We start from the raw sequence: 20,792 nt of genomic DNA on the forward strand, positions 1-20,792 counted from the left end.
TACAGTTTAATGAACAGGTTTTGTATTTCGCTGCCATTACGGCGGCTTTTTCTTTATATAAAAACTGGCAGTTTAGTTGAATATAGCACCAAATATCTGAATAATACAATATAAAGGAAACCCATTAGAATGGGAGTGTTGTACTTGAAAATACTGGTCACCGGTTCCACAGGCCAACTAGGTTCAGCTTTACTTAATCAACTAAAGGAGTCTGGTTATAAAGTAAAATTAACTTCTAGAAGAAAACCTGATGGAATTGAAGATTTCAAGTGGATTTATAGCGATTTATCGTCAGGTGAAGGGTTAGAAGAAGCAGTAAAAGATGCAGATGTCATCCTTCACGCAGCAACAAGTCCAATGAAGAATTCAAAAAGTGTTGAGGTTTCAGGCTTTAAGGAGCTATTAAAAAAAGCACAGCACGTAAAACATTTTATTTATCCGTCAATTGTTGGGATTGATGAAATACCATTTAACTATTATAAGCTAAAATTAGAAGCAGAAGAATTGCTGAAAAACAGCTCTATCTCTCATACAATTGTACGCGCAACTCAGTTCCACCATTTTATTGATCATTTATTCCTATCCAAATCCTTTCTTAAAAGATATTTTGTCCCGGATAAATTTAAGTGCCAAAGTGTAGATGCGGGTGAATTCGCTGAGCATCTAATAGGTTTAGTGGATAAAGAACCACAAGGAAGAGCGGAGGATTTTGGCGGACCAGATGTAATGACATTAAGAGAAATGGCTGAACTGAAAATCAAACTAAATAATGAACCAAATAAAGTTTTAAGCTTATCTCTAACTGGAAAACTATATAAATCTTTCTGTGATGGGAAAAATACCAATCCTGCTCGAAAAATGGGAAAAATCACTTTCGGTGAATATCTAAGTGAAAAGATAAAGGGGCAGTAGTGCGCTCTTAATGATTGAGGCGTTGATCCAGGAGGGGATTAACGCTATTTTTTTGGAACTGCCTTAATATACAGGTTAATAAGGATCCAGATTAAAAAATACATAATAGAGGTAATAACCTATGATTTATTTTAGATTTTGTTTTTATCAATTCTTTTTATTTTCCACACTCTTTGTTATTAACATCAACTTTGATAAATATATCAGTAAACCATTTACTCGTGTTGATTTAATCGCCATATGTATAAGTTTGCCTATCCTGTTTATTCTTTTTACCGCTGTAAGTAAGTTATATAGACGATTCGAGGTTATTAAATTACGAAATAAAATATTCATTTCAATACCTGTTTTTATCATATCAGTCCTATTTGCAGGGTTTCTGGGACAACTGTTCTTCTAGATGGATTTTTAACATCGAAATCATTTATTTTTAAATAAAATAGACGAATTATTAATTTTGTTAAAGAGAGCTATTTCTGCGACCTGCTTTTTTTAACTAAATAGGCAGATTTGTTGAAAATGTTACAAAGACCGATAAGGGGTTGTTAAAGAGAAAAATCTAATGTTTTTAGTAACGGATCAATTTTTGAGTCAAAGGTGAAAAAGTAAGATTTATTTTCATCATCAAATAAGAGTAAATATGGCTTTTCGTTTTTTGGAATGATAATGATCATTTCATCAATCAAAGCATATATCCATTTGTTTTCTACTCGATGAGACGGCTCTAAGGGGATTTTAATCATGTAGCCTTTGTCTGGAATTGGTTTTAACTTTTTAACAACATTATCAATTTCTTTAATTATTTTTTCAGCTTCGAATTGTATCTTAGGATTTGTTGGGACTGTCTTTGTTATCTCATTTTTTTCAATATCAAGAAGTTCAATATTCGGCCTGGTTTGTGCATTTACTACGATTAGATTCATTAGCAAAAATATGTGAATGAATGAAAGCAATATTTTATGAACCACAAAGTTCACCTCGTTTGTTATTATCACCATCGATTATTAAGTTATGTATGAGCTTGTTGTGCTAATGAAATCTTGGCTGAAGGAGCCAGCTTTTTCTTGATTTAGCTAACGGGTGTGGATTCCTATTCTATAATAATATGAATTTCATTATATTAACGAAAAAAACAGCAATGTTGTATACGGAATTATCTGAGGCGATAGGAGCTGCAGAGGACAGTAATAAGCTGTATTAGCGGGATTCATTTAAGTAAGCACTGCTGGTTCAAAAATATTAAAAGGAAGGCATTGTGCCTTCCTTTTTAGTATGATTCATACTCCTGTCTTGGAAGTATTATAATCCTCTAATGACTTACTTCTGACTGAAACTGTGTGGAAGATTGAATTTCTTTCATAATGGATACTAGCCGGTTTCTTTCAGCTGTTTATTGAATATAGCTGTTGAAGCTTCCGGTAAATAGACCTTATCGCCTTGCAGGCTGATTTTTTCACTGTATTCGCCCAGAGTATCTGACGATAACCAGGGCATTAGCAGTTATAATTAGTTATAATCAGAAATAACAAATTGGGAAGGGAGATTTATAATGAAAAAGCAGTACCTGTTATTTTTTTCATTAATAGTCCTTTTTTTATCATTGGCTGGATGTTCAAATAATGACCAAACTAAAAAATCAGGAGAGGAGAAGCAGGAAGGAACCGAAGAGAAAGTGGAATTGACTATTTCGGCAGCAGCAAGCCTCCAGGATGCCTTAATAGATATTGAAGCAAGCTTCGAAAAAGAACATCCGAATGTACTTGTAAACTTTAACTTTGGAGCATCAGGCTCTCTTCAGCAGCAAATTTCGCAGGGAGCACCTGTTGATCTTTTCTTTTCAGCAGCAGAGGATAAATTTGATAAATTAGTACAGGACGGGCTCATCGAGGAAAAGAATGGGATTGATTTAGTTGGGAATGAACTTGTACTAGTGGTGCCGAAAGATTCAGCATTTGGAATTAAATCATTTAATGATCTTGCTGAAGCAGATAAAGTGTCTATCGGCACTCCAGAATCTGTTCCTGCAGGGAAATATGCGAAGGAGTCTTTAGAAGATACGGGTATTTGGAAAAACATAGAAGAAAAAGTGGTGTATGCCAAAGATGTTCGGCAAGTACTTACATATGTAGAGACAAATAATGTGGATGCTGGAATTGTTTATAAAACGGATGCGTTAGTATCTGAAAAAGTTAACATCGTGGACACGGCAGATGAAAACACTCACGATGCCATTATTTATCCTTTGGGAGTGGTTAAGGATACAAGTCATCCAAAGGAAGCCAATTTATTCTATGATTATCTTCAGAATGAAAAATCAATGAGTATTTTTGAAGAGTATGGGTTTAAAGGCCTTAAATAATTTAAATGGCTGCTGATTTTTGGGCACCAGTTGTTATGAATGTTACCGGAAATATCCCAGGAAAAACACAAACGATCCCAACAGCTATAGTTGTAGCTATTAACTTAGGCAATATGGAGGTGGCCTGGTTATGGGGGCGAGCATGATTGGGATGTCGTTTATCAAGTTAGTTTTAGTCCAGATAATAAAATCTTAAAAATGCTTTTATATTAGCAGGCATCCTTTTGCGGGATGTCTATTTTTATTGGAAGAAGACTGGAATTCGTAAAAAACATCAGGTGACAGTACTAAAAGAGGCAAAAAAAGAGCTGCCAATATTGGCAGCTAAAGCATATAACATATTCAGATTAAAATCTGCGAAGGAGAATTTATGCGGTTATCCCGATATCAAAATGACCATCCTTTGTTAAACGCCAATCGGGTTATTCAACAATCTGTTCCCAACTAATATTGAAAGCAAGCTTCCAAAAAATACGCAGGCAAATAATCGAAACCCCCAAATACAGATAGATTCCATATGGCAATAATGTGCTGGCGAAATGAAGTCCGGCAAATAAGGCTACAATCAGCATTAATCCGAAAATAATGGCACTATTGCCGTTTTGATTGTACTCATCAAAAGACTCCGAAAAGGGAAGAGCTTTCTTTAGGACCATAAAACAAATGACCGCATATAGACAGGCACTGATAAATACAGCGACAAGATCAGGCAGAATTTTTGCCCCGAACAGGAAAAGGAATAGTGCACTCAGAAGCAAGTATACTGGCAAATATAACTTAAAGATAAATGCCTTGATGGTACCGCTGAAAACCGGCTTTAGCTGTTTGAGGGGGGCAACCCGGTAAATAAAGGCACCCTTATATTTCCCTGAATACTTTAGAAGAATCATGATGGTCGGAATGATGATTAAGCTAAAGTAAATCGTTAAATAGGACTTGCTGTCAGATACCTGTACAAAATCTTCTCGAAGAGTATTCATGATAATAATAAACGGAATCACGATAGAAAAACCCAGAGACGGATAGGCTTTTAGCTTAAAATCCCGTTCATTTCTCATCATGCTGCCGGCAAATCTGAACACTGCTCTTTCTTCAGGTGAGCGGCAAATGATGTTGAGAAGGAATTGCCCTACTTTACTTCGTTTCTTTTCTTTGGATTTTCCATGATAAGCAAGCTTTTGCAAGTTTTGCTCGAAGGTGCTGGAAAATTTCATATAAATCCAGATGGACAGGATCGGAACAATGAGTCCTAATGCTGAAAAAATGAGATAAAACGGCTGGAAGGTGCCCTTCATCATCATTTCGATATTTGCCCCAAACCACATTGGAAAGATGAACACCTGCCACCACTTTGGCTGAAGCGAGACCGTTAAGTCAATTAACTCAAAAGAGCGAATAAGCAATTGATAGCCAACCATGATCATAAGGGAAAGCCCAATTTGGACATAGTTGATGATATCTTTTAATTTTTCCCCATCAAAAAATCGCAGGATCGTTAAATAGATCAGTGCGGTTAAACCAACAACCAATAGGTCAATCAGGATGATGTTTACCGCAGCAATAAGGAAAAATAAGAGCCCATTTTTGATAAGTCCCACTATCAAAGGGATTCCAGCAAGCGCAATGGTAAGGAAAGAAAGATAAATCGTAACATGCACCATTTTTGCCGTGCTGATCGTTTTTCGGTCGACTGGCTTTGGAAACAGGATGTTACGATCACGAATATCCAGTAAAACCGAAGAGAAATCGGAAATCATGGAGGTCATAACGAAAAAGGTGAATATCCCATAAAAGAGGCTCATCTGGAATAGGTAATTGTCCCCCATAAGCACAAATGGTATCAAAAACAGCCCAAACAATACATAAATCCATAAAGATTTTATGTACTGATTGTTTTTTTCCTTGTTTTCTTTTTTGGCATTCTGCGAGAAAATGGTGGGCACACGCCGTCCATCCATCGTCAGCTTTACTTGCAGGAGTCTTCTCATTATCTTGTAGTCTACGCCAAAGCCGCTGAAAATCCGCTCAAAACGATCCAATAGTTTAAGAGTGCGATAGTCCTGCATCCCTACATCTCCCTTACTACTGAAACAAATCTGGCACCAAGTTCCTTATGTTCACTGAATCCCGTAAGCTGGTTGAAGATCTGTTCAAGTGAACCTTCCGTATTTTGCTGCCTTAACTCTTCAAAGGTGCCATCAGCAGCAATTCTTCCGTCATGCAGAAGAATAATGCGGCTGCTTATCTTTTCAACCACATCCATAATATGAGAAGAATAAAAGATCGTTTTTCCCTGTTCGGCAAGCTGCGCCATGATTTCTTTGAATATCATAACACTGTTCGCATCCAGACCATTGATGGGTTCATCAAAGAACAGAAGTTCCGGATTATGCAGTAAGCTCGAGATAATGAGGAGCTTTTGACGCATTCCTTTTGAATAGGAGGCTATCCGGGAATGGTAGACTTCCCCTATGCCGAATAGTTCCATCAGGCTTTTTGCCTTATCACTGGCGAGGTCCGTATTAAGGCCATACAATTCGCCAACAAAGGTTAAGTATTCCTGGCCGGTCAAATTATCGTATACTTCAGCGATTTCCGGCACATATCCGATCTTTCTTTTATATTCAATATTCCCATCTGAAATATCCTGGCCAAAGATTTTGACTTGTCCTGAATAATCATCTTCAATGCCAAGCATGATTTTGACAGTGGTGCTTTTCCCAGCGCCGTTCGGGCCAATATACCCGATGATTTCCCCGCTTTTCACCTGAAAAGATACACCATTCAGCACGGACTTCGGACCATAGTTCTTTCTCAAATCACTAATTTCTAAAATAACTTCCTCCATCACCTTAACCTCATTTCAAAATTATTCCATTAATTCTAGTGTAACATTAGAATTGTTGTTGGCTAAAGGGGATTTGGGAATTCTTTTTGGTTTTGTCCTGCTTACTGGAGATGGAATAAAAAGGTTGTTAATCGAATGACCCTTTAAGATAATTAATCTGAAGGGATTTTGGTAATGGAAAATATTTAGGGGGATTAAATGTTGCGGAATCAGCAATGGAGCAAGGTAAAAAAAGATTAGACAGTTTTAAATGTGATTCTCTGAAAGAAAGGCTGCAGTTTACAGTGACCAATTACAGGAGGGCTCACTATCAATTGGGGAGAGCCTTTATTACGGTTGATAAAAAGGAAGTCATCAATATATGTACCATTACTTCTGAGACCGCTCTAAACAGAAGAACTTATGAAATAAAAAGAGAGAAACATATCCCTTATACCGATTGGAGCCAGGAATCAGTGATTTGGGATGAAGCACATGAATGGGTATTAGACGAAGGGATTTTTGCTCAGTATGATTTCTTTGATGCCGTAGAGGAATACTTTCTGCTGCCTATTGAAGAATCAATAAAATCCAACAACATGCTGATTAAAATATTCGCCTTGGTAGATAGGCGGGTGGGGAAAAGGGCTTTAGAAAAAATGAAGCAGTCTATTCTTTGCGAGAAAGAAATCGTCCAGTTCTTTTATCAACTGCGATGTAAAGCTGAAGGTATAAGACTTCATGGTTAATGGAGCAGGAGGTATCCTCGCATGCTAAAAGGGCAGGTTAGTGGAAGCACACCATTCGCTGCTTCCACTATTTAAGTTTACAAATTGTCTTTATGATAGGGCGAATTCATTTCTTCGCTTACCACACTGAAGGTATTCCCATCAGGGTCAAAGAAATCAAACCCTTTCATAATCCCATAATCATGGATGTCTGTTGTTTCCACTCCATTTTGTTTCAACCGATCGTAAGCTTGCTGGATATTATCTACTTCGAAATTATAATATACGTTTTTATTTTTTCCTTTGACAGTAAATTCTGTTGGCTGAGGTTTTTCTGTTTTTATTAAAGCAAGACCTGTGACGTCATTCTCAAAAACATAACCCACACCATGATCAGCCCCATTTTCTTGCCACTCATCTACCTTCGTTAGACCAAGGTTTACTTCATACCATTTTTTAGATCTTTCCAAATCTGTTACCGGAATAAAAACACTGCCTACCTTAAACATGCAAAATCACACTCCTTATTTTTTGTTCCTATACAAACGATTATAATGAAAGAAAAGTTACACAATAATGAAAATTTTTGGGGGGATATAATGATTACAGAATCTTTAACTATTGAGGAGATTTCTTTGAGGCTGTATAAATATTGTTTATCCTTATCATCCTCAGAATGGCTGGCCGAGGATTTAACCCAGGAGACACTGATTAAATTTTTCAAAATAAAAGAAAAAGAGCCAGACCGGGTGATTAACATAACCTTTTTGTACACCATTGCCAAAAATATTTTTATTGATGAAAAGCGCAAGAAAAGTGAAATGCTGATCGATCCTCATGAGTTATTTGAGAAAAGTTGGGATTTTACGGAGTGGGACAGTCTATTAGAAATCTTATATAGTACACTTCCACTCCGTCAGGCTATGCTAATAACGTTAAAAGATGTGTTCCAATATACTTCTGAGGAAATCGCCGCAATGCTGAGAGTCAGTAATGAATCAATTAAAACAGCCCTTCACCGAGCAAGAACTTCATTAAAGAAAAATACTTCTCCAGATGCTAATAAACAGCCATACAATGACAATATAATAAATGAATTTTCATCAGCAGTTAAAAACCATCAGCCTTTAAAGATATTTTACTATTATCGACTGCTGCAAACAGAAAATTTCAAGGTGATGACCAATAGGGAGAAGGGTTTCCATGCCATTTTTATATCAGATCCTGATGGAAATATTCTTCAGATATTTTCAAGAAAGAGTATAGCTATAGGAGTTAAGGGGAGAGAAAAGTGATACCGACATTAGAGACTAGAAGATTAAAGCTGAGAGAAATAGTGAAAGAAGATGCCGAGAGTATATACGCTTGTTTTTCTAATGACAATGTAACTCGTTACTATGGGCAGGAAACATTAGAAAAGAGGGAACAAGCTGAAGCATTTGTTGACTTTTTTGCAAATAGCTACAGGGAGAAAAAAGGAATGCGCTGGGGAATTGAATTAAAAGGAAAGAAAGGAATAATCGGGACTGTTGGCTTCAATGCATTGTCCCATAAACATAAGCGTGCAGAAATAGGATATGAAATACATCCTGAACATTGGAGAAAAGGGTATACTTTCGAAGCTGTGTCGAAAGTTATTCAATATGGATTTCAAGAATTGGATCTTACTCGTATTGGGGCAGTTGTATTTATGGATAATGAGGCATCTAATAAATTGCTGACTAAAGCCGGGTTTCAAAAAGAGGGTATTCTAAGAGGTTATATGCAGCAAAATGGGGAAGCACACGATACCTATGTATATTCTATTCTAAAAGATAATAGGCAGGCTCTACATGATGACTTTATGTGAAAGATTCAAGAGCTGCCAGCCAGTTGTTTTTTTCATTTTACACAAGAGGGGAAAAAGATTTTATAACATTTGAGGTGGCTTATAATGAACACTTACGCAGTTGAGGATTTACCGAGAAATAAAATAACAGAGTTTTTTAAGTTGCAATGGGGAAGCCCAGAAATGGTTACATCCAGTGGAATTTATGATTGTAGTGCATTAGATGGTATTACGGTTGTAAATGAAGAAGACAATATCATTGGCTTAATCACATACATAATTAAAGATAAGGAATGCGAAATTATATCATTAGATAGTATGGAAGAAGGTAAGGGGATAGGTACATCGTTAGTTCAAGAAGTAGAAAATCTTGCAATAAAGAATAATTGCAAAATCCTTAAACTCATAACAACAAACGATAATTTATTAGCACTAAAGTTTTATCAGAAACGAGGATTTATCCTGTCCAAAATTATTAATAATGCGGTGGAGAGAGCAAGAAAGTTAAAACCCGAGATACCCTTAATTGGAAATGATGGTATTCCGATCAGAGATGAAATTGAATTGGTAAAGGTATTGAATTAATGGGTGCTTATATACAAAATTAGCTGCGAATCGAGCAGCTTTTTTCTTTTTCAACTAACTGGGAATTTTTGTTCAAAAACGAATTATTTAAAAAATGTTAACCCTTCCCTATTACTGGTATTATTCTTTTGCACCGACAGTCGAGATATCTTCAAATGAAAAACACAGACTTAAAATTTCTCTTAAATAGAACTTTAAATAATATATGGTACAATATATCATACCCCAGACGAGTATACTTTAATGTATAAGAAGGAGAGAGTTTATGCATAATTCTGAAGAAGAAAAGTTGACCCATAGGTCAACAAAAGAAAAGGATAAGTTAGTCACTCGATTAAAAAGGATTGAAGGGCAAGTACGCGGCATTCAAAATATGATTGAAAATGACCGGTATTGTGTAGATATCCTAACTCAAATATCTGCAATTAATTCAGCCATGAATAATGTTGGGCTTCATCTGCTGGAAAATCATACAAGACATTGTGTTTCAGATGCTGTAAAAGATGGTAATGGAGAAGAAGCGATTCAGGAATTAATGGATGTATTTAAACGATTTTCTAAGTCACAATAACAAAAGCCAGCACTCGATTGCTGGCTTTATTTTTTATATATTGACATACCCATCATGGGTATGGTAAATTTAAAGCGTAATAAAAATTAATCACAAATAAACAAAAAAATGAAAGGGGTGGAATGATTGGCATATCTACTTTTGCTTTCTAAGGAATCCTGTTGTTTTTACAGGAAAAGCTCATTAAAAGGATGAACAGAATAGAAGGGCAAATTAAAGGAATAAAAAATATGACGATTAAGCAAACTTATTGTGATAATATTTTGCATCAAATCACAGCTGCTCAGGCTGCATTAGATTCCGTTTCCAGAGTTTTGTTAGAGAGTCATATAAACACGTGTGTCATTACAAGGTTGAAGAAGAAGATCCAGACATTGTGAAGGAGTTTTTAACGACCATTTCTAAAATTACTAAATAAAATTTTTTTGTTGATTTATACCCAGCGTAGGTATAGTATGTATGATTAAGGAGGAATTTTTTATGGAACAAGTAACACTTAACGTTCAAGGAATGTCTTGTGGACATTGTGTCAATTCAATTGAAGGTAATGTAGGGAAGTTAAGGGGTGTTGAGTCTGTCAAGGTTCATCTTTCAGAGGGTAAGGTGGATGTGACATTTGATTCAAATACAGTAAGCTTGAACGAAATTACAGATGTTATTGAAGAACAAGGATATGATATCGAACAACCAGCCTAAGTTTATGTAGTTGTTAAATAAAAATGAAGCAGATCGTGCCCTTTTCAGCGCGATCTGTTTTCGGAAAAAAACATACCCCACTGGAGTATGAGGACAATAGGAGTGAAAAATATGAGCCAGAAGGAAGCAACCCTTCAAATTGCTGGAATGACTTGTGCTGCTTGTGCAACAAGAATTGAAAAAGGATTGAAGAAAATCGATGGAGTCGAAGACGCCAACGTGAACTTTGCCCTTGAGAAAACAAACATCAAATATGATCCAGATAAAACTGGCACAGCAAAATTTAAGGAGAAAGTCGAATCCTTAGGGTATAACGTTGTAAGCGAGAAAGTGGAGTTTGATATTACAGGAATGACCTGTGCAGCCTGTGCCAATAAAATTGAAAAACGCTTAAATAAGCTGGATGGAGTTGAAAAAGCAGGGGTTAACTATGCAATAGAAACTGTTCTGGTTGAATATAATCCTGATCAAGTTTCTATCCCTGAAATGAAAGAGGCAATTAAAAAGCTAGGCTATAACCTTGAACAAAAGAAAGAAAATGCAGGGGAACAGGTTGACCATCGACAAAAAGAGATAGAAAAGCAGCAAGGAAAGTTTCTTTTCTCTGCCATTTTATCATTCCCGCTATTGTGGGCAATGGTTAGTCATTTTGAATTTACGTCATTCATTTGGCTGCCCGACATGTTTATGAATCCTTGGGTACAGCTAGCCCTGGCTACACCAGTTCAATTTGTGGTTGGTAAACAGTTTTATGTTGGGGCCTATAAGGCGTTAAGAAACAAGAGTGCAAATATGGATGTGCTAGTTGCTCTTGGTACATCAGCTGCATATTTCTATAGTTTGTATCTAAGCTTTGCATCGATAGGCTCCGATGGCCACATGGTTGAGCTCTATTATGAAACGAGTGCTGTTCTTATTACCTTAATTCTATTAGGTAAACTGTTTGAAGCGAAGGCGAAAGGCCGCTCATCTGAGGCGATTAAGAAGTTAATGGGACTTCAGGCGAAAAATGCAACAGTCGTTCGTGATGGCCAAGAAATGATTATCCCAATCCAAGAAGTTTTAGAAGGGGATATTGTTTATGTGAAACCTGGTGAAAAGGTACCGGTAGATGGTGAGATTGTGGAAGGAAGATCAGCCCTTGATGAATCAATGTTAACGGGTGAAAGTATTCCAATTGATAAAACGATTGGAGATAGCGTTATTGGTTCAACAATTAATAAAAATGGATTCTTGAAAATTAAAGCAACAAAGGTTGGAAAAGATACAGCTTTAGCTCAAATCATTAAGGTAGTTGAAGAAGCCCAAGGCTCTAAAGCACCAATCCAGCGATTGGCAGACGTAATTTCAGGTATTTTTGTACCGATTGTAGTTGGTATAGCGATTATTGCTTTCCTTGTGTGGTTTTTCTATATAAATCCCGGAGATTTTGCAGATGCTCTTGAAAAATTCATTGCGGTTCTAGTTATTGCTTGCCCTTGTGCCCTTGGTCTTGCAACACCAACTTCGATTATGGCCGGTTCAGGCCGTGCAGCTGAATTTGGGATTTTATTTAAAGGTGGGGAACACCTTGAAACAACACATCGTTTAGATACGATTATCCTGGATAAAACAGGGACAGTTACAAATGGTAAGCCGTCCTTAACGGATGTCATTTTAGCAGAAGGAATAGATGAAAACGAATTTCTTACGCTGGTTGGCACAGCGGAAAGAAACTCTGAACATCCACTTGCAGAAGCCATTGTGGAAGGTATCAAAGAAAAAGGAATTAATCTTGGGTCATCGGAGGAATTTGAAGCTATCCCTGGTTTCGGTATCCAGTCAACGGTGAAAGGTAAGCAGTTATTAATCGGGACACGAAGACTCATGGCTAAATATAGTGTCAATGTTAAAGAAGTATTGTCCAAAATGGAAAACTTGGAGAAACAAGGAAAGACAGCTATGTTAGTAGCAATTGATGGCAGCTATGCAGGTATGATTGCCGTTGCTGATACCATTAAGGATACATCTAAAGAAGCCATTGCCCGCTTAAACAAAATGGGCTTAGAAGTAGTAATGATCACAGGGGATAATACCCAAACAGCAAAAGCTATTGCGGACCAAGTTGGAATTAAGAAAGTCATTGCGGAGGTTTTACCAGAAGGCAAGGCTGAAGAAGTAAAAAAGCTTCAGCAAGCTGGTAAAAAAGTGGCCATGGTTGGGGATGGAATCAACGATGCCCCTGCACTTGCGACAGCTGATATCGGTATGGCGATTGGTACAGGTACCGATGTGGCAATGGAAGCAGCCGACATCACCCTCATCCGAGGTGATTTATCGAGTATTGCAGATGCGATTTTCATGAGTAAGAAAACAATCACGAATATTAAACAAAATCTATTCTGGGCACTTGCCTATAACGTCATAGGAATTCCAATCGCAGCAGCTGGTTTCTTAGCTCCTTGGTTAGCGGGGGCAGCGATGGCGTTTAGTTCTGTATCGGTTGTTCTTAACGCACTAAGGCTTCAAAGGATTAAGTTAAAAGCTTAAATGTAGAAAGGAGGGACCTATTTTGAAAAAAGGTATTTTGATTTGGACGCTTTCGGCTATCGTGTACCTTGGGGCAGTTATCGCAGGCTACAATGTGTATGCAAGTATAAATCCAAAAACTGAGGAACACGCTAATCAAAAAACTACTAATCAGGAGGGAGAAAATATGAACCACGACCACGGGGACCATAGTACAAATACTATTAGCGAAGTTACACCAAAAGTATCCTACGCTAAAGGAGAAATCACCATTGAGTTAAAAGATAAAAATAACCATGTTCCGGAACTGGAAGTTTCCCATGAAAAATACATGCACTTTATTGTCGTAAGTTCAGATTTACAAGAGTACCATCATTTACATCCAGAGAAAATGGGAGATGGAATCTACAAACAGAAAGTAAGTTTAGAGGATAATTCATATAAAGCGTTCGTTGATATAAAACCAAAAGGTCTTCGATATTCAGTAATGCCTATTGAATTCCATGCTGGTGAAGCGCATCATGAACACGGTAATAACGATCTCGCTGCCGATAGGGATTTTACAAAGACAATCAATGGTAAAACGGTTGAATTAACTGCTGAATCCTTTGAGGTCAACAAAGAGGTAACTCTTAATTTTGATTTGAAGGATGCAAAACCTGAGCCTCATTTAGGCGCCTTAGGCCATGTTGTTGTCTTGGATGAAGATGGAGAAAAATATATCCATGTTCACCCTGTGGCAGATGATAAAACAGTATTTGACACGAAATTTGATAAGCCGGGCATTTATAAGATTTGGGCTGAATTCAAATTTGAAGGACAAGTGAATGTCTACCCATTCGTTATAGAAGTTAAATAAACAAAAAAGGAGAAGTGATTATTATGACAAAAGTTCAGCTTGAGCTTTATACAAGACCTACCTGAACAGACTGTCAGGCGGGGAAAGAGTTTCTTTCCCAAAATAAAATATCCTATATTGAATACAATTTAACAAAACAACCGCATAAAGAGGAAGATCTAATTAAAATTACGGGTACTAGAATTGTTCCAGCTTTTGTGTTTAAAAATAAATCCTTATTAGGATGGATGAGTAAGCCTAAGGTCCTTATTGGGTTTGAACAAAATATAGGTAAAATAAAGAAGATACTAAACATATAAAATTAGATATTTCCTGCAGCTAGATACTGAGAAGGTTATACTTTTAACCATTTATTATACCCTCCTTGGTAGGGTAAATAAAGGAGTGTAAAGGGGAGAAAAAATGGAGAATGATTCAAAAAAAATAAAACTAGCTATAAACGGAGGAATTGGATTTGGTGCAAAACTCTCCTCTAAACAACTATTGATGATTTCAAAGTATATGGATGAAGATGAGGAACTTGAGTTAACAACTTTTCAACAACTCTATATAGAGATTCCAGAAAATAAAAAGGAAGAGATTATAGCGGAATTCCAGCATGTCGGATTAGCATGTTATCCAGTTGGATCCTTTGTTAAAAGCTTGAGGACCTGTAATTTTTGCAAAGGGGAAGAGGAAGAGGGAATGCCAGTAGCAAAAGAGATAAATCGCCGTATAGCCGGCAAGCCTGTTCCCTTTACCTTAAAGGTTGCGTATACTGGCTGCCCTATTGGCTGCGGTGAGCCCCTGTTAAGCGATATAGGTATTATGAAAATTAGAGAGCATTACAATTTATATGTTGGAGGCAAAGCAAAAGGCAAGGACGCTGAGGTTGGTTCCTTGTTGGTGGAGAATCTTACGCCAGAAGAACTGTACGCTGTTGTAGAAAAGATTATATCTGTCTACTCACAAATGGGTAAAAAGCGGGAGACATTCTATAAATTTTTGAAACGGATTGGCAGAGGTCAATTAATCAGTTAATAAAAACTGAATATAGCTGTCAATTAACCTAACAGGAATTTTCATTCAATCTCTATAGTGATGAAAGATCAAAAGTATCCTGCTTTTGCTCAAGATGGAATTTCTTTTGGAGAAGAGTACCCCTTTGTATTTCAATTAAGTTCTGATGAAAAGGCCCATTTCAACATTGCAGATAGTGGCAGTTTCTAATTTTTTTATAATCAAGAAAAACATGACTGGATTGTGTACTGTGATTTTTATTAGCCCTTTTTAAGTTAAAAAGAAAGCCATCTGTATTAAATACAGGCGGCTTTCTGTCAGCTATTAATCTCTATTTTATCTTCTTTATGAATATCTTCCGTTCCGGCTTCCAGTGCAGTCTTGTAATATAGGCATTTATGCTCGATGACTTCCATTGTTTTTCTTAGTTCTTCCATTTGTGCTTCTACATTTGCTCTTCGCTCCAGAAACATGTCATATCTTTGCTGCAGTGTGGCATCCCCTTCAGAACACCAATCAATGAAATTTTTAATCTCCTTTATAGGCATCCCGGTGGCTTTCAGGCATTCTATTACTTTTAGAGCGCTAAGGTCGGATTCTTTAAACAAGCGGTTTCCGCTGGGGGTCCGTTCTACAAAAGGCATCAGACCTTCCTTATCGTAGTAGCGGAGGGTATATACTGTCAGATTCAATTCCTTTGCCACTTCACTGATCGTGTATGTCTTCATTATTTATCTCCTATTCTTATAGATATAGACCTAGAGTTAACTATAAGGTTTGACGTGAGATTACCATGGTATTTTGTAAATGTCAAAGTCACTTTAATGAGCATGAAAAAAATTTTAAATTTATCGCTTGACCTAGAGTTAACTATAAGCCTTAACATGGTTGTGAAAAGAGATAAATGATGGGACATAATTGAGTACTATTTTAAATCTATCATTCTCTTAAAAAATACAGGAGGTCTTATTTATGATAACTGCTAAAGCGCGGGCTGTTGATGGTCCCGACAAGCCGTTTAGAGCGGCTGAAATTAAAAGGCGTGATCTGGATTTGCATGATGTTCTGATTGAAATTAAATATGCCGGCATTTGCCACTCCGATATTCATACTGCTCACGGGGAGTGGGGGCCTGTGAACTATCCACTCGTACCCGGGCATGAGATTGCAGGAATTGTTGCGGAAGTAGGAGCTGAGGTGACAAAGTACAAGGCAGGAGACCGGGTAGGAGTCGGATGTATGGTTGACTCCTGCGGTGAGTGTGAAAACTGCCGTAAAGGAGAAGAACAATACTGCCTCAAAGGAAATATCCAAACCTATGCGGGTGTGGACAAATACGGCGAGCCTACTCAAGGCGGCTATTCTACGCACATTGTAGTACAGGAAGAGTTCGTACTCAGAATTCCTGATAGCATTGAGCTTGATGCGGCAGCCCCGCTGCTTTGTGCGGGTATTACTACTTATTCGCCGTTAAATCATTGGGAAGCTGGGCCGGGCAAGAAAGTAGCGGTTGTCGGTATGGGCGGCCTTGGCCATATGGCTGTCAAAATTGCACATGCCATGGGTGCAGAAGTGACAGTCCTTTCGCAAACATTGAATAAAAAAGAAGACGGCCTGAAATTCGGAGCAGATCATTACTTTGCCACAAGCGACCCGGAAACTTTCAAAAAACTTGCCGGAACGTTTGACTTAATTATTAACACGGTAAGTGCGAAAATCGACATAGATGCTTACTTCTCACTGCTCACGCTTGACGGAACATTGGTTAACGTGGGTGCTCCTGCAGAGCCATTGTCAGTCAATGTGTTCTCACTCATCGGCCATCGCCGTTCCTTTGCGGGTTCAATGATTGGAGGCATCCGTGAGACTCAGGAAATGCTGAATTTCTGTGCAAAACATAACATCGTTCCAAAGATTGAAGTCATTACAGCTGATCAAATAGATTATGCTTACGAACGAGTATTAGCTTCAGATGTGAAGTATCGATTTGTAATTGATATTAGTACAATGTGATGTGTGAATGATAAGTTAATCATTGTAAGGTGTCTTGAAAGGCTGGCTTTCAAGACACTTTTTTTTTCGAATGATCGTACAAAAAGTAGCGTTGAAGCCATTCTCCAATAATCCCCCAAACTACAGATAGATCCCATATGAATAAAGTGCTGACAAAAGCAGGTCAAAGTTTCGCTGTCCTTTTTTATTTATAAGTCTTTTAAATTAGATCCTAAATCTATGAAAATGAGAATCTTTTTAACGCCTATTTCAAGATCCTAACCAGTTCATCAATGAAAAATTAATCGATATTTTTAATAGGTTTTTACTAAAGCCTTACATATATTTAATATTCATTTAAGAATAGTCTGATAACTTATGATAGTGGACACGGAAGCAAAGGATCATAAGTCATCAAATTATTTATCAGGAGGCGGATGAGATTGAACAATAGCGGCATGAACAGACGGGACTTTTTAAAAGCTGGAGGAGCAGGTACGTTAGCAGTTGCTTTAGGAGCGTCGGGTGTCTATTCTTTAGGCGGCATCACAAAGACATTAGCTGCAGCACCAGGCAACAATCCAACTAGTGGTTTTGGCGGATATGGCCCATTAGTAAAAGATCCAAACGGAATATTAGATCTTCCTAGAGGGTTCCATTACAAAATTATATCCAAAACGGGCGATAAAATGTCAAACGGGGACCTCGTGCCTGCCATGCTAGATGGAATGGCTGCTTATAGAGGAGAGAAAAACACGACCATTCTTGTACGGAATCATGAAAACAGCACAAATTCTCAATACCCTGTAAACGGAAAAAATCCTTGGAGCAAAGGTGCTGCAGGAGGTACAACTGCATTAGTCGTTGGTTCGAACCGAGAGGTTATTCAGGAGTATGTGACAAGTTCTGGTACAATCCGCAACTGTGCCGGTGGCTCCACAACCTGGGGGACTTGGTTAACATGTGAAGAGACACGGGAATTGGGACATGGCTTTGTTTTTGAAGTCAACCCGCTTGATCCGGAAAACGAAATGTCGAAAACCCCAATCCGTGATATGGGTTACTTCTCTCATGAAGCCTGTGCAGTCGACCCTGCAACAGGGATATGGTATCTGACAGAAGATGCGAGCCCAAGCTTCCTTTATCGGTTTACTCCAAATGACCGTACCCGGACTCTCGGCTCCCTTCAAAAAGGAGGGAAATTGGAGGCATTGGCAATCGATGAACTTCCGGCATCTAAAGCAAGTTCGTTTGAAAAAGGACAAAAATTTGGCGTCGTGTGGAAGGAAATCAATCCAGAACGCGCACAGCAGGATGCCAAAGACAAAGGCTGTATTCAGTTTAGCCGCTTAGAAGGTGCGTTCTTTTCTGCTGGTGTGTTCTGGTTTGACGATACGAGTGCCGGGGATGGCAGCCTTGGCCGTGTTTACCGCTACATTCCTGCTACAAATACATTAGAACTTTTTTATGAATCCACTGATAAAAATGATTTGGAAATGCCAGACAATATTTGTATGAGTCCCTGGGGTGACCTTTGGATTGCTGAAGATGGCGGCGGGAATGACAGAATCATTGGCCTGACACCTGAGGGAAAGGTTTATACCTTTGCTGAGAACACATTGAATGGCTCTGAATTTGCCGGACCGGCATTCTCCCCTGATGGAAATACGTTCTTTGTAAATATTCAAACCCCAGGTATCACATTTGCGATTTGGGGACCATTTGCGAGGCGAAACTCTGCCCGCCAAAGGGCCATGGGACATGCTGCTCCGCCTGCCGGCCTCGGCCCGATTGTGTCCGGCAAAGTCGCATCACTTGCCGAAGAGCAAGGAATGAGCATACTGGAAGCAGCTGCATTAGAGCGTCATGGAATGCCAATTCTATAAGTGCTAAATTTATATGAGTTTTAATGGGAATTCTCTGGAGGATAATAGCCATCCAGATTACGGAGGTGCAGGATGCTGCAGAATATCGGGATACCCGGGCTCATTTTAATCCTGGTGATTGCGTTAATTATATTTGGACCTTCAAAGCTTCCGGAAATTGGACGAGCTTTTGGCAATACGTTGAAGGAATTCAAGAAAGCGACCCGTGACTTAGCAAATGGTGCTGAAGAGAATGAAGAAACGAAAAATGTGAAAGAGAAAGCCCATCTAAAGGCAATAGAGACAAAGGAAAGTAAGACTGTGAATTAAAGCCTGCTTTTTACCGGAATTCTCGCTTTTTTTAAAGAACAGGGAGGGGGATAGAGACAATTTCTCTCCCTGTTTATCAAATGAATTGAAAAATTTCAACCTGTGTCCAATAGAAAGGGTGTTCTTTTAATGACTGCCACTAGTCCACTCAAATTAAAAGAAGAAAGCAAGGAGACTTCCGTAAAAGAGATTCATTGCAATAAGTGCTTCACCTGCCGTCTTTGTTCCAAAACAGGAAAGAATATAGCAAAAGTGATGGAGGCTGTCCCTGAAGATCGTTAAGTTACGATCTTTTATGGACAGCCTTTAATTTTTTTTAAAACCTATACGATATAGAACCAAAATCATTTGAATATTCGATGGAGAACCAATAGTTGTTTTCGGGCCTGTACGAAAGATAGAAAAGGCAGGACTTATTCAACTTCCCTTAGTCCCTTCCCTTCAAGTATCATTTGACCTGCCTTCTTCACAAATCCATATACGCCAGGAACAACTTTTACATTGGCAATCAGAGAGTTCGACATACTCTTGAAGGTGCGATTTAATGTCCATAACAGAATGGCCATTGCGGCCTCTTTCCTTTGTTCGAACCAGAATGAGAAACAAGTACTAAGAGGGGATTATGCGGGTGTAATATTATCTTAAATAGTTCTTATATTGGGCGCTGCCGTGAAGGCGGCTTTTCTTTTGGACTAATGAATATAAAAATTGAAAAATATGGAACCCTCGACAATGAAATTCGTAATAGTAATAAAGAAATGTATAAGGGGGGATTACATGGTCTGGTTACTCATGCTTCCAGTGGTTATCTGGTTTATTTTATTTTTGCGAAAAAAGGTCTCATTTAAATTTGGTTTATCTCCAAAATCATTAGATATAAAGCCGATTAAAGGGTTAAAAAAGCTAAGTGATCACCTGGAGAGATCTCTTAGTAAAACTTATATGGGGAACGTAGAAGAGAGGGTAATGAAAGAAATTAAACTAAAAGAAAATGAGTACAGCTGGCGTTTGCTGGATTTAAAACGCTACTTTATTTTGACTTCTCTTTTAAAAGAGTCCCCTATGTTCAGCGAAAAGGTTGATGATTTGTGGCATCAGATGCTCATGTTTACCCGTGAATATGATGATTTTTCAAAAGAATATTTAGGAAGCACTCTTCATCATAGTCCGAATCTAAAAAAGTCGCCTGAACCTGATTTACGCGGATTTTTTGATTGGGTGTATGGTGAGCTCTTTTTCATAAGAAATGAAAATATCCATCTTTATAAGGGATTTTACAGATTCCCTGTACCTCCAAATATAATTGATGAGTTTAAACGTTTGCCGGAAAATGAACTAATAGAGCTCTATTTTAAGAGTGATAGCAAGTATATGGCTACTGTGATCTCACTTATTTCTGCCATGAAAAAAACAGCAAAGAAAGTAAAAAATTACGAAAAAAGCGCTATACAAGAAATGATGAGAAAAAGAAAAAATCAGCAAAATTATAACGCAATGCTTGTTCCTTTTTTATCTGTGTCCTATTTTCATTATGATGATTTTTCCAGTTACATGAAAATCAGCAGCAAGCTTTTATCAAGCAGTACAAGCTGCGGGTCGGGCAGCTCCTGCAGTTCCTGCTCATCCTGCAGTTCCTGTTCAAGCTGCGGCGGGGGCGGAGATTAATAAAAAGAGAGCCGAGCTGGTCGAAAGGTCAAGCCCGGCTCAGCTGCCGGTAAAACATTGACTGGGGG

General features: G+C 38.1%; 21 protein-coding genes and 3 pseudogenes. 18 read left to right on the plus strand and 6 right to left on the minus strand.

What is annotated here, in order from left to right; translation table 11 throughout:
- Positions 1 to 135 precede the first annotated feature (135 nt).
- Positions 136 to 912: an SDR family oxidoreductase gene (locus AC0VZ9_RS03600; RefSeq protein WP_252246497.1), complete on the plus strand. Its 777-nt coding sequence runs from the start codon at positions 136 to 138 to the stop codon at positions 910 to 912.
- Between the two features lie 545 nt (positions 913 to 1,457).
- Here the strand turns inward: AC0VZ9_RS03600 and AC0VZ9_RS03605 are convergent.
- Positions 1,458 to 1,880: a hypothetical protein gene (locus AC0VZ9_RS03605; protein WP_019379556.1), complete on the minus strand. Its 423-nt coding sequence runs from the start codon at positions 1,878 to 1,880 to the stop codon at positions 1,458 to 1,460.
- Between the two features lie 581 nt (positions 1,881 to 2,461).
- Here AC0VZ9_RS03605 and modA point away from each other — a divergent pair.
- Positions 2,462 to 3,271, plus strand: a complete 810-nt coding sequence (gene modA / locus AC0VZ9_RS03610) for a molybdate ABC transporter substrate-binding protein (protein ID WP_251267359.1) — start codon at positions 2,462 to 2,464, stop codon at positions 3,269 to 3,271.
- A 47-nt stretch (positions 3,272 to 3,318) separates the two neighbouring features.
- Positions 3,319 to 3,467: pseudogene (locus AC0VZ9_RS03615) on the plus strand (molybdate ABC transporter permease subunit); the annotation flags it as partial.
- A gap of 226 nt (positions 3,468 to 3,693) precedes the next feature.
- Here the strand turns inward: AC0VZ9_RS03615 and AC0VZ9_RS03620 are convergent.
- On the minus strand, positions 3,694 to 5,337 hold the full coding sequence (locus tag AC0VZ9_RS03620) for a hypothetical protein (RefSeq protein ID WP_251157278.1): 1,644 nt from the start codon (positions 5,335 to 5,337) through the stop codon (positions 3,694 to 3,696).
- 2 nt (positions 5,338 to 5,339) lie between these two features.
- A complete protein-coding gene (locus AC0VZ9_RS03625) occupies positions 5,340 to 6,119 on the minus strand; it encodes an ABC transporter ATP-binding protein (protein ID WP_192908135.1) in 780 nt (259 codons plus the stop codon).
- Between the two features lie 198 nt (positions 6,120 to 6,317).
- Between AC0VZ9_RS03625 and AC0VZ9_RS03630 the strand changes: the two are divergent.
- Positions 6,318 to 6,847: pseudogene (locus AC0VZ9_RS03630) on the plus strand (SF0329 family protein).
- 77 nt (positions 6,848 to 6,924) lie between these two features.
- Here AC0VZ9_RS03630 and AC0VZ9_RS03635 read toward each other — a convergent pair.
- On the minus strand, positions 6,925 to 7,335 hold the full coding sequence (locus AC0VZ9_RS03635; RefSeq protein WP_009335329.1) for a VOC family protein: 411 nt from the start codon (positions 7,333 to 7,335) through the stop codon (positions 6,925 to 6,927).
- A 90-nt stretch (positions 7,336 to 7,425) separates the two neighbouring features.
- Between AC0VZ9_RS03635 and AC0VZ9_RS03640 the strand changes: the two genes are divergently transcribed.
- From AC0VZ9_RS03640 to AC0VZ9_RS03685, 10 genes and pseudogenes are all read left to right on the plus strand, one after another.
- Positions 7,426 to 8,121 (plus strand): RNA polymerase sigma factor, encoded by a 696-nt coding sequence (locus AC0VZ9_RS03640; protein WP_252245883.1) that lies wholly within the window; start codon positions 7,426 to 7,428, stop codon positions 8,119 to 8,121.
- The gene (locus AC0VZ9_RS03645) at positions 8,118 to 8,675 is read left to right on the plus strand and encodes a GNAT family N-acetyltransferase (RefSeq protein WP_009335327.1); all 558 of its coding nucleotides are present in this window, start codon (positions 8,118 to 8,120) and stop codon (positions 8,673 to 8,675) included. The genes AC0VZ9_RS03640 and AC0VZ9_RS03645 overlap by 4 nt, the downstream gene beginning before the upstream one ends.
- Before the next feature lie 84 nt (positions 8,676 to 8,759).
- A complete protein-coding gene (locus AC0VZ9_RS03650) occupies positions 8,760 to 9,239 on the plus strand; it encodes a GNAT family N-acetyltransferase (RefSeq protein ID WP_009335326.1) in 480 nt (159 codons plus the stop codon).
- Positions 9,240 to 9,504: 265 nt separating this feature from the next.
- The gene (locus AC0VZ9_RS03655; protein ID WP_217034665.1) at positions 9,505 to 9,810 is read left to right on the plus strand and encodes a metal-sensing transcriptional repressor; all 306 of its coding nucleotides are present in this window, start codon (positions 9,505 to 9,507) and stop codon (positions 9,808 to 9,810) included.
- 230 nt (positions 9,811 to 10,040) lie between these two features.
- Positions 10,041 to 10,190: a metal-sensing transcriptional repressor gene (locus AC0VZ9_RS03660; RefSeq protein WP_475397492.1), complete on the plus strand. Its 150-nt coding sequence runs from the start codon at positions 10,041 to 10,043 to the stop codon at positions 10,188 to 10,190.
- A 100-nt stretch (positions 10,191 to 10,290) separates the two neighbouring features.
- Entirely contained in the window at positions 10,291 to 10,506 is a 216-nt protein-coding gene (gene copZ, locus AC0VZ9_RS03665; protein WP_282141892.1) for a copper chaperone CopZ, read from the plus strand.
- 111 nt (positions 10,507 to 10,617) lie between these two features.
- On the plus strand, positions 10,618 to 13,035 hold the full coding sequence (locus tag AC0VZ9_RS03670) for a heavy metal translocating P-type ATPase (RefSeq protein ID WP_475397025.1): 2,418 nt from the start codon (positions 10,618 to 10,620) through the stop codon (positions 13,033 to 13,035).
- Between the two features lie 22 nt (positions 13,036 to 13,057).
- Positions 13,058 to 13,873 carry a hypothetical protein gene (locus tag AC0VZ9_RS03675; protein ID WP_475397026.1) on the plus strand — a complete coding sequence of 272 codons (816 nt, stop codon included), beginning with the start codon at positions 13,058 to 13,060 and terminating at the stop codon, positions 13,871 to 13,873.
- A gap of 80 nt (positions 13,874 to 13,953) precedes the next feature.
- Positions 13,954 to 14,172 (plus strand): annotated as a pseudogene (locus AC0VZ9_RS03680) (glutaredoxin family protein); the annotation flags it as partial.
- A gap of 103 nt (positions 14,173 to 14,275) precedes the next feature.
- Positions 14,276 to 14,893, plus strand: coding sequence for a nitrite and sulphite reductase 4Fe-4S domain-containing protein (locus AC0VZ9_RS03685; RefSeq protein WP_009335320.1), 618 nt, complete (start codon positions 14,276 to 14,278; stop codon positions 14,891 to 14,893).
- Between the two features lie 296 nt (positions 14,894 to 15,189).
- On the opposite strand, the gene AC0VZ9_RS03690 is transcribed toward AC0VZ9_RS03685, so the two are convergent.
- Positions 15,190 to 15,600, minus strand: a complete 411-nt coding sequence (locus AC0VZ9_RS03690; RefSeq protein WP_009335319.1) for a MerR family transcriptional regulator — start codon at positions 15,598 to 15,600, stop codon at positions 15,190 to 15,192.
- Positions 15,601 to 15,844: 244 nt separating this feature from the next.
- On the opposite strand from AC0VZ9_RS03690, the gene AC0VZ9_RS03695 reads away from it, so the two are divergent.
- The 3 genes from AC0VZ9_RS03695 to tatA all read left to right on the plus strand — a co-directional run bounded on the left by AC0VZ9_RS03695 (position 15,845) and on the right by tatA (position 19,059).
- Positions 15,845 to 16,885 carry an NAD(P)-dependent alcohol dehydrogenase gene (locus AC0VZ9_RS03695; protein ID WP_475397027.1) on the plus strand — a complete coding sequence of 347 codons (1,041 nt, stop codon included), beginning with the start codon at positions 15,845 to 15,847 and terminating at the stop codon, positions 16,883 to 16,885.
- A 416-nt stretch (positions 16,886 to 17,301) separates the two neighbouring features.
- A complete protein-coding gene (locus AC0VZ9_RS03700; RefSeq protein WP_226280678.1) occupies positions 17,302 to 18,750 on the plus strand; it encodes an alkaline phosphatase PhoX in 1,449 nt (482 codons plus the stop codon).
- 72 nt (positions 18,751 to 18,822) lie between these two features.
- Positions 18,823 to 19,059 (plus strand): twin-arginine translocase TatA/TatE family subunit, encoded by a 237-nt coding sequence (tatA, locus tag AC0VZ9_RS03705; protein WP_009335316.1) that lies wholly within the window; start codon positions 18,823 to 18,825, stop codon positions 19,057 to 19,059.
- Between the two features lie 413 nt (positions 19,060 to 19,472).
- Here tatA and AC0VZ9_RS03710 read toward each other — a convergent pair whose 3' ends face one another.
- Positions 19,473 to 19,625 (minus strand): hypothetical protein, encoded by a 153-nt coding sequence (locus tag AC0VZ9_RS03710; protein WP_009335315.1) that lies wholly within the window; start codon positions 19,623 to 19,625, stop codon positions 19,473 to 19,475.
- A 211-nt stretch (positions 19,626 to 19,836) separates the two neighbouring features.
- On the opposite strand from AC0VZ9_RS03710, the gene AC0VZ9_RS03715 reads away from it, so the two are divergent.
- Positions 19,837 to 20,724, plus strand: coding sequence for a glycine-rich domain-containing protein (locus AC0VZ9_RS03715; protein WP_192908143.1), 888 nt, complete (start codon positions 19,837 to 19,839; stop codon positions 20,722 to 20,724).
- Positions 20,725 to 20,792: the final 68 nt, after the last annotated feature.

It is taken from the genome of Cytobacillus sp. QJM3NY_8 (assembly GCF_056173585.1).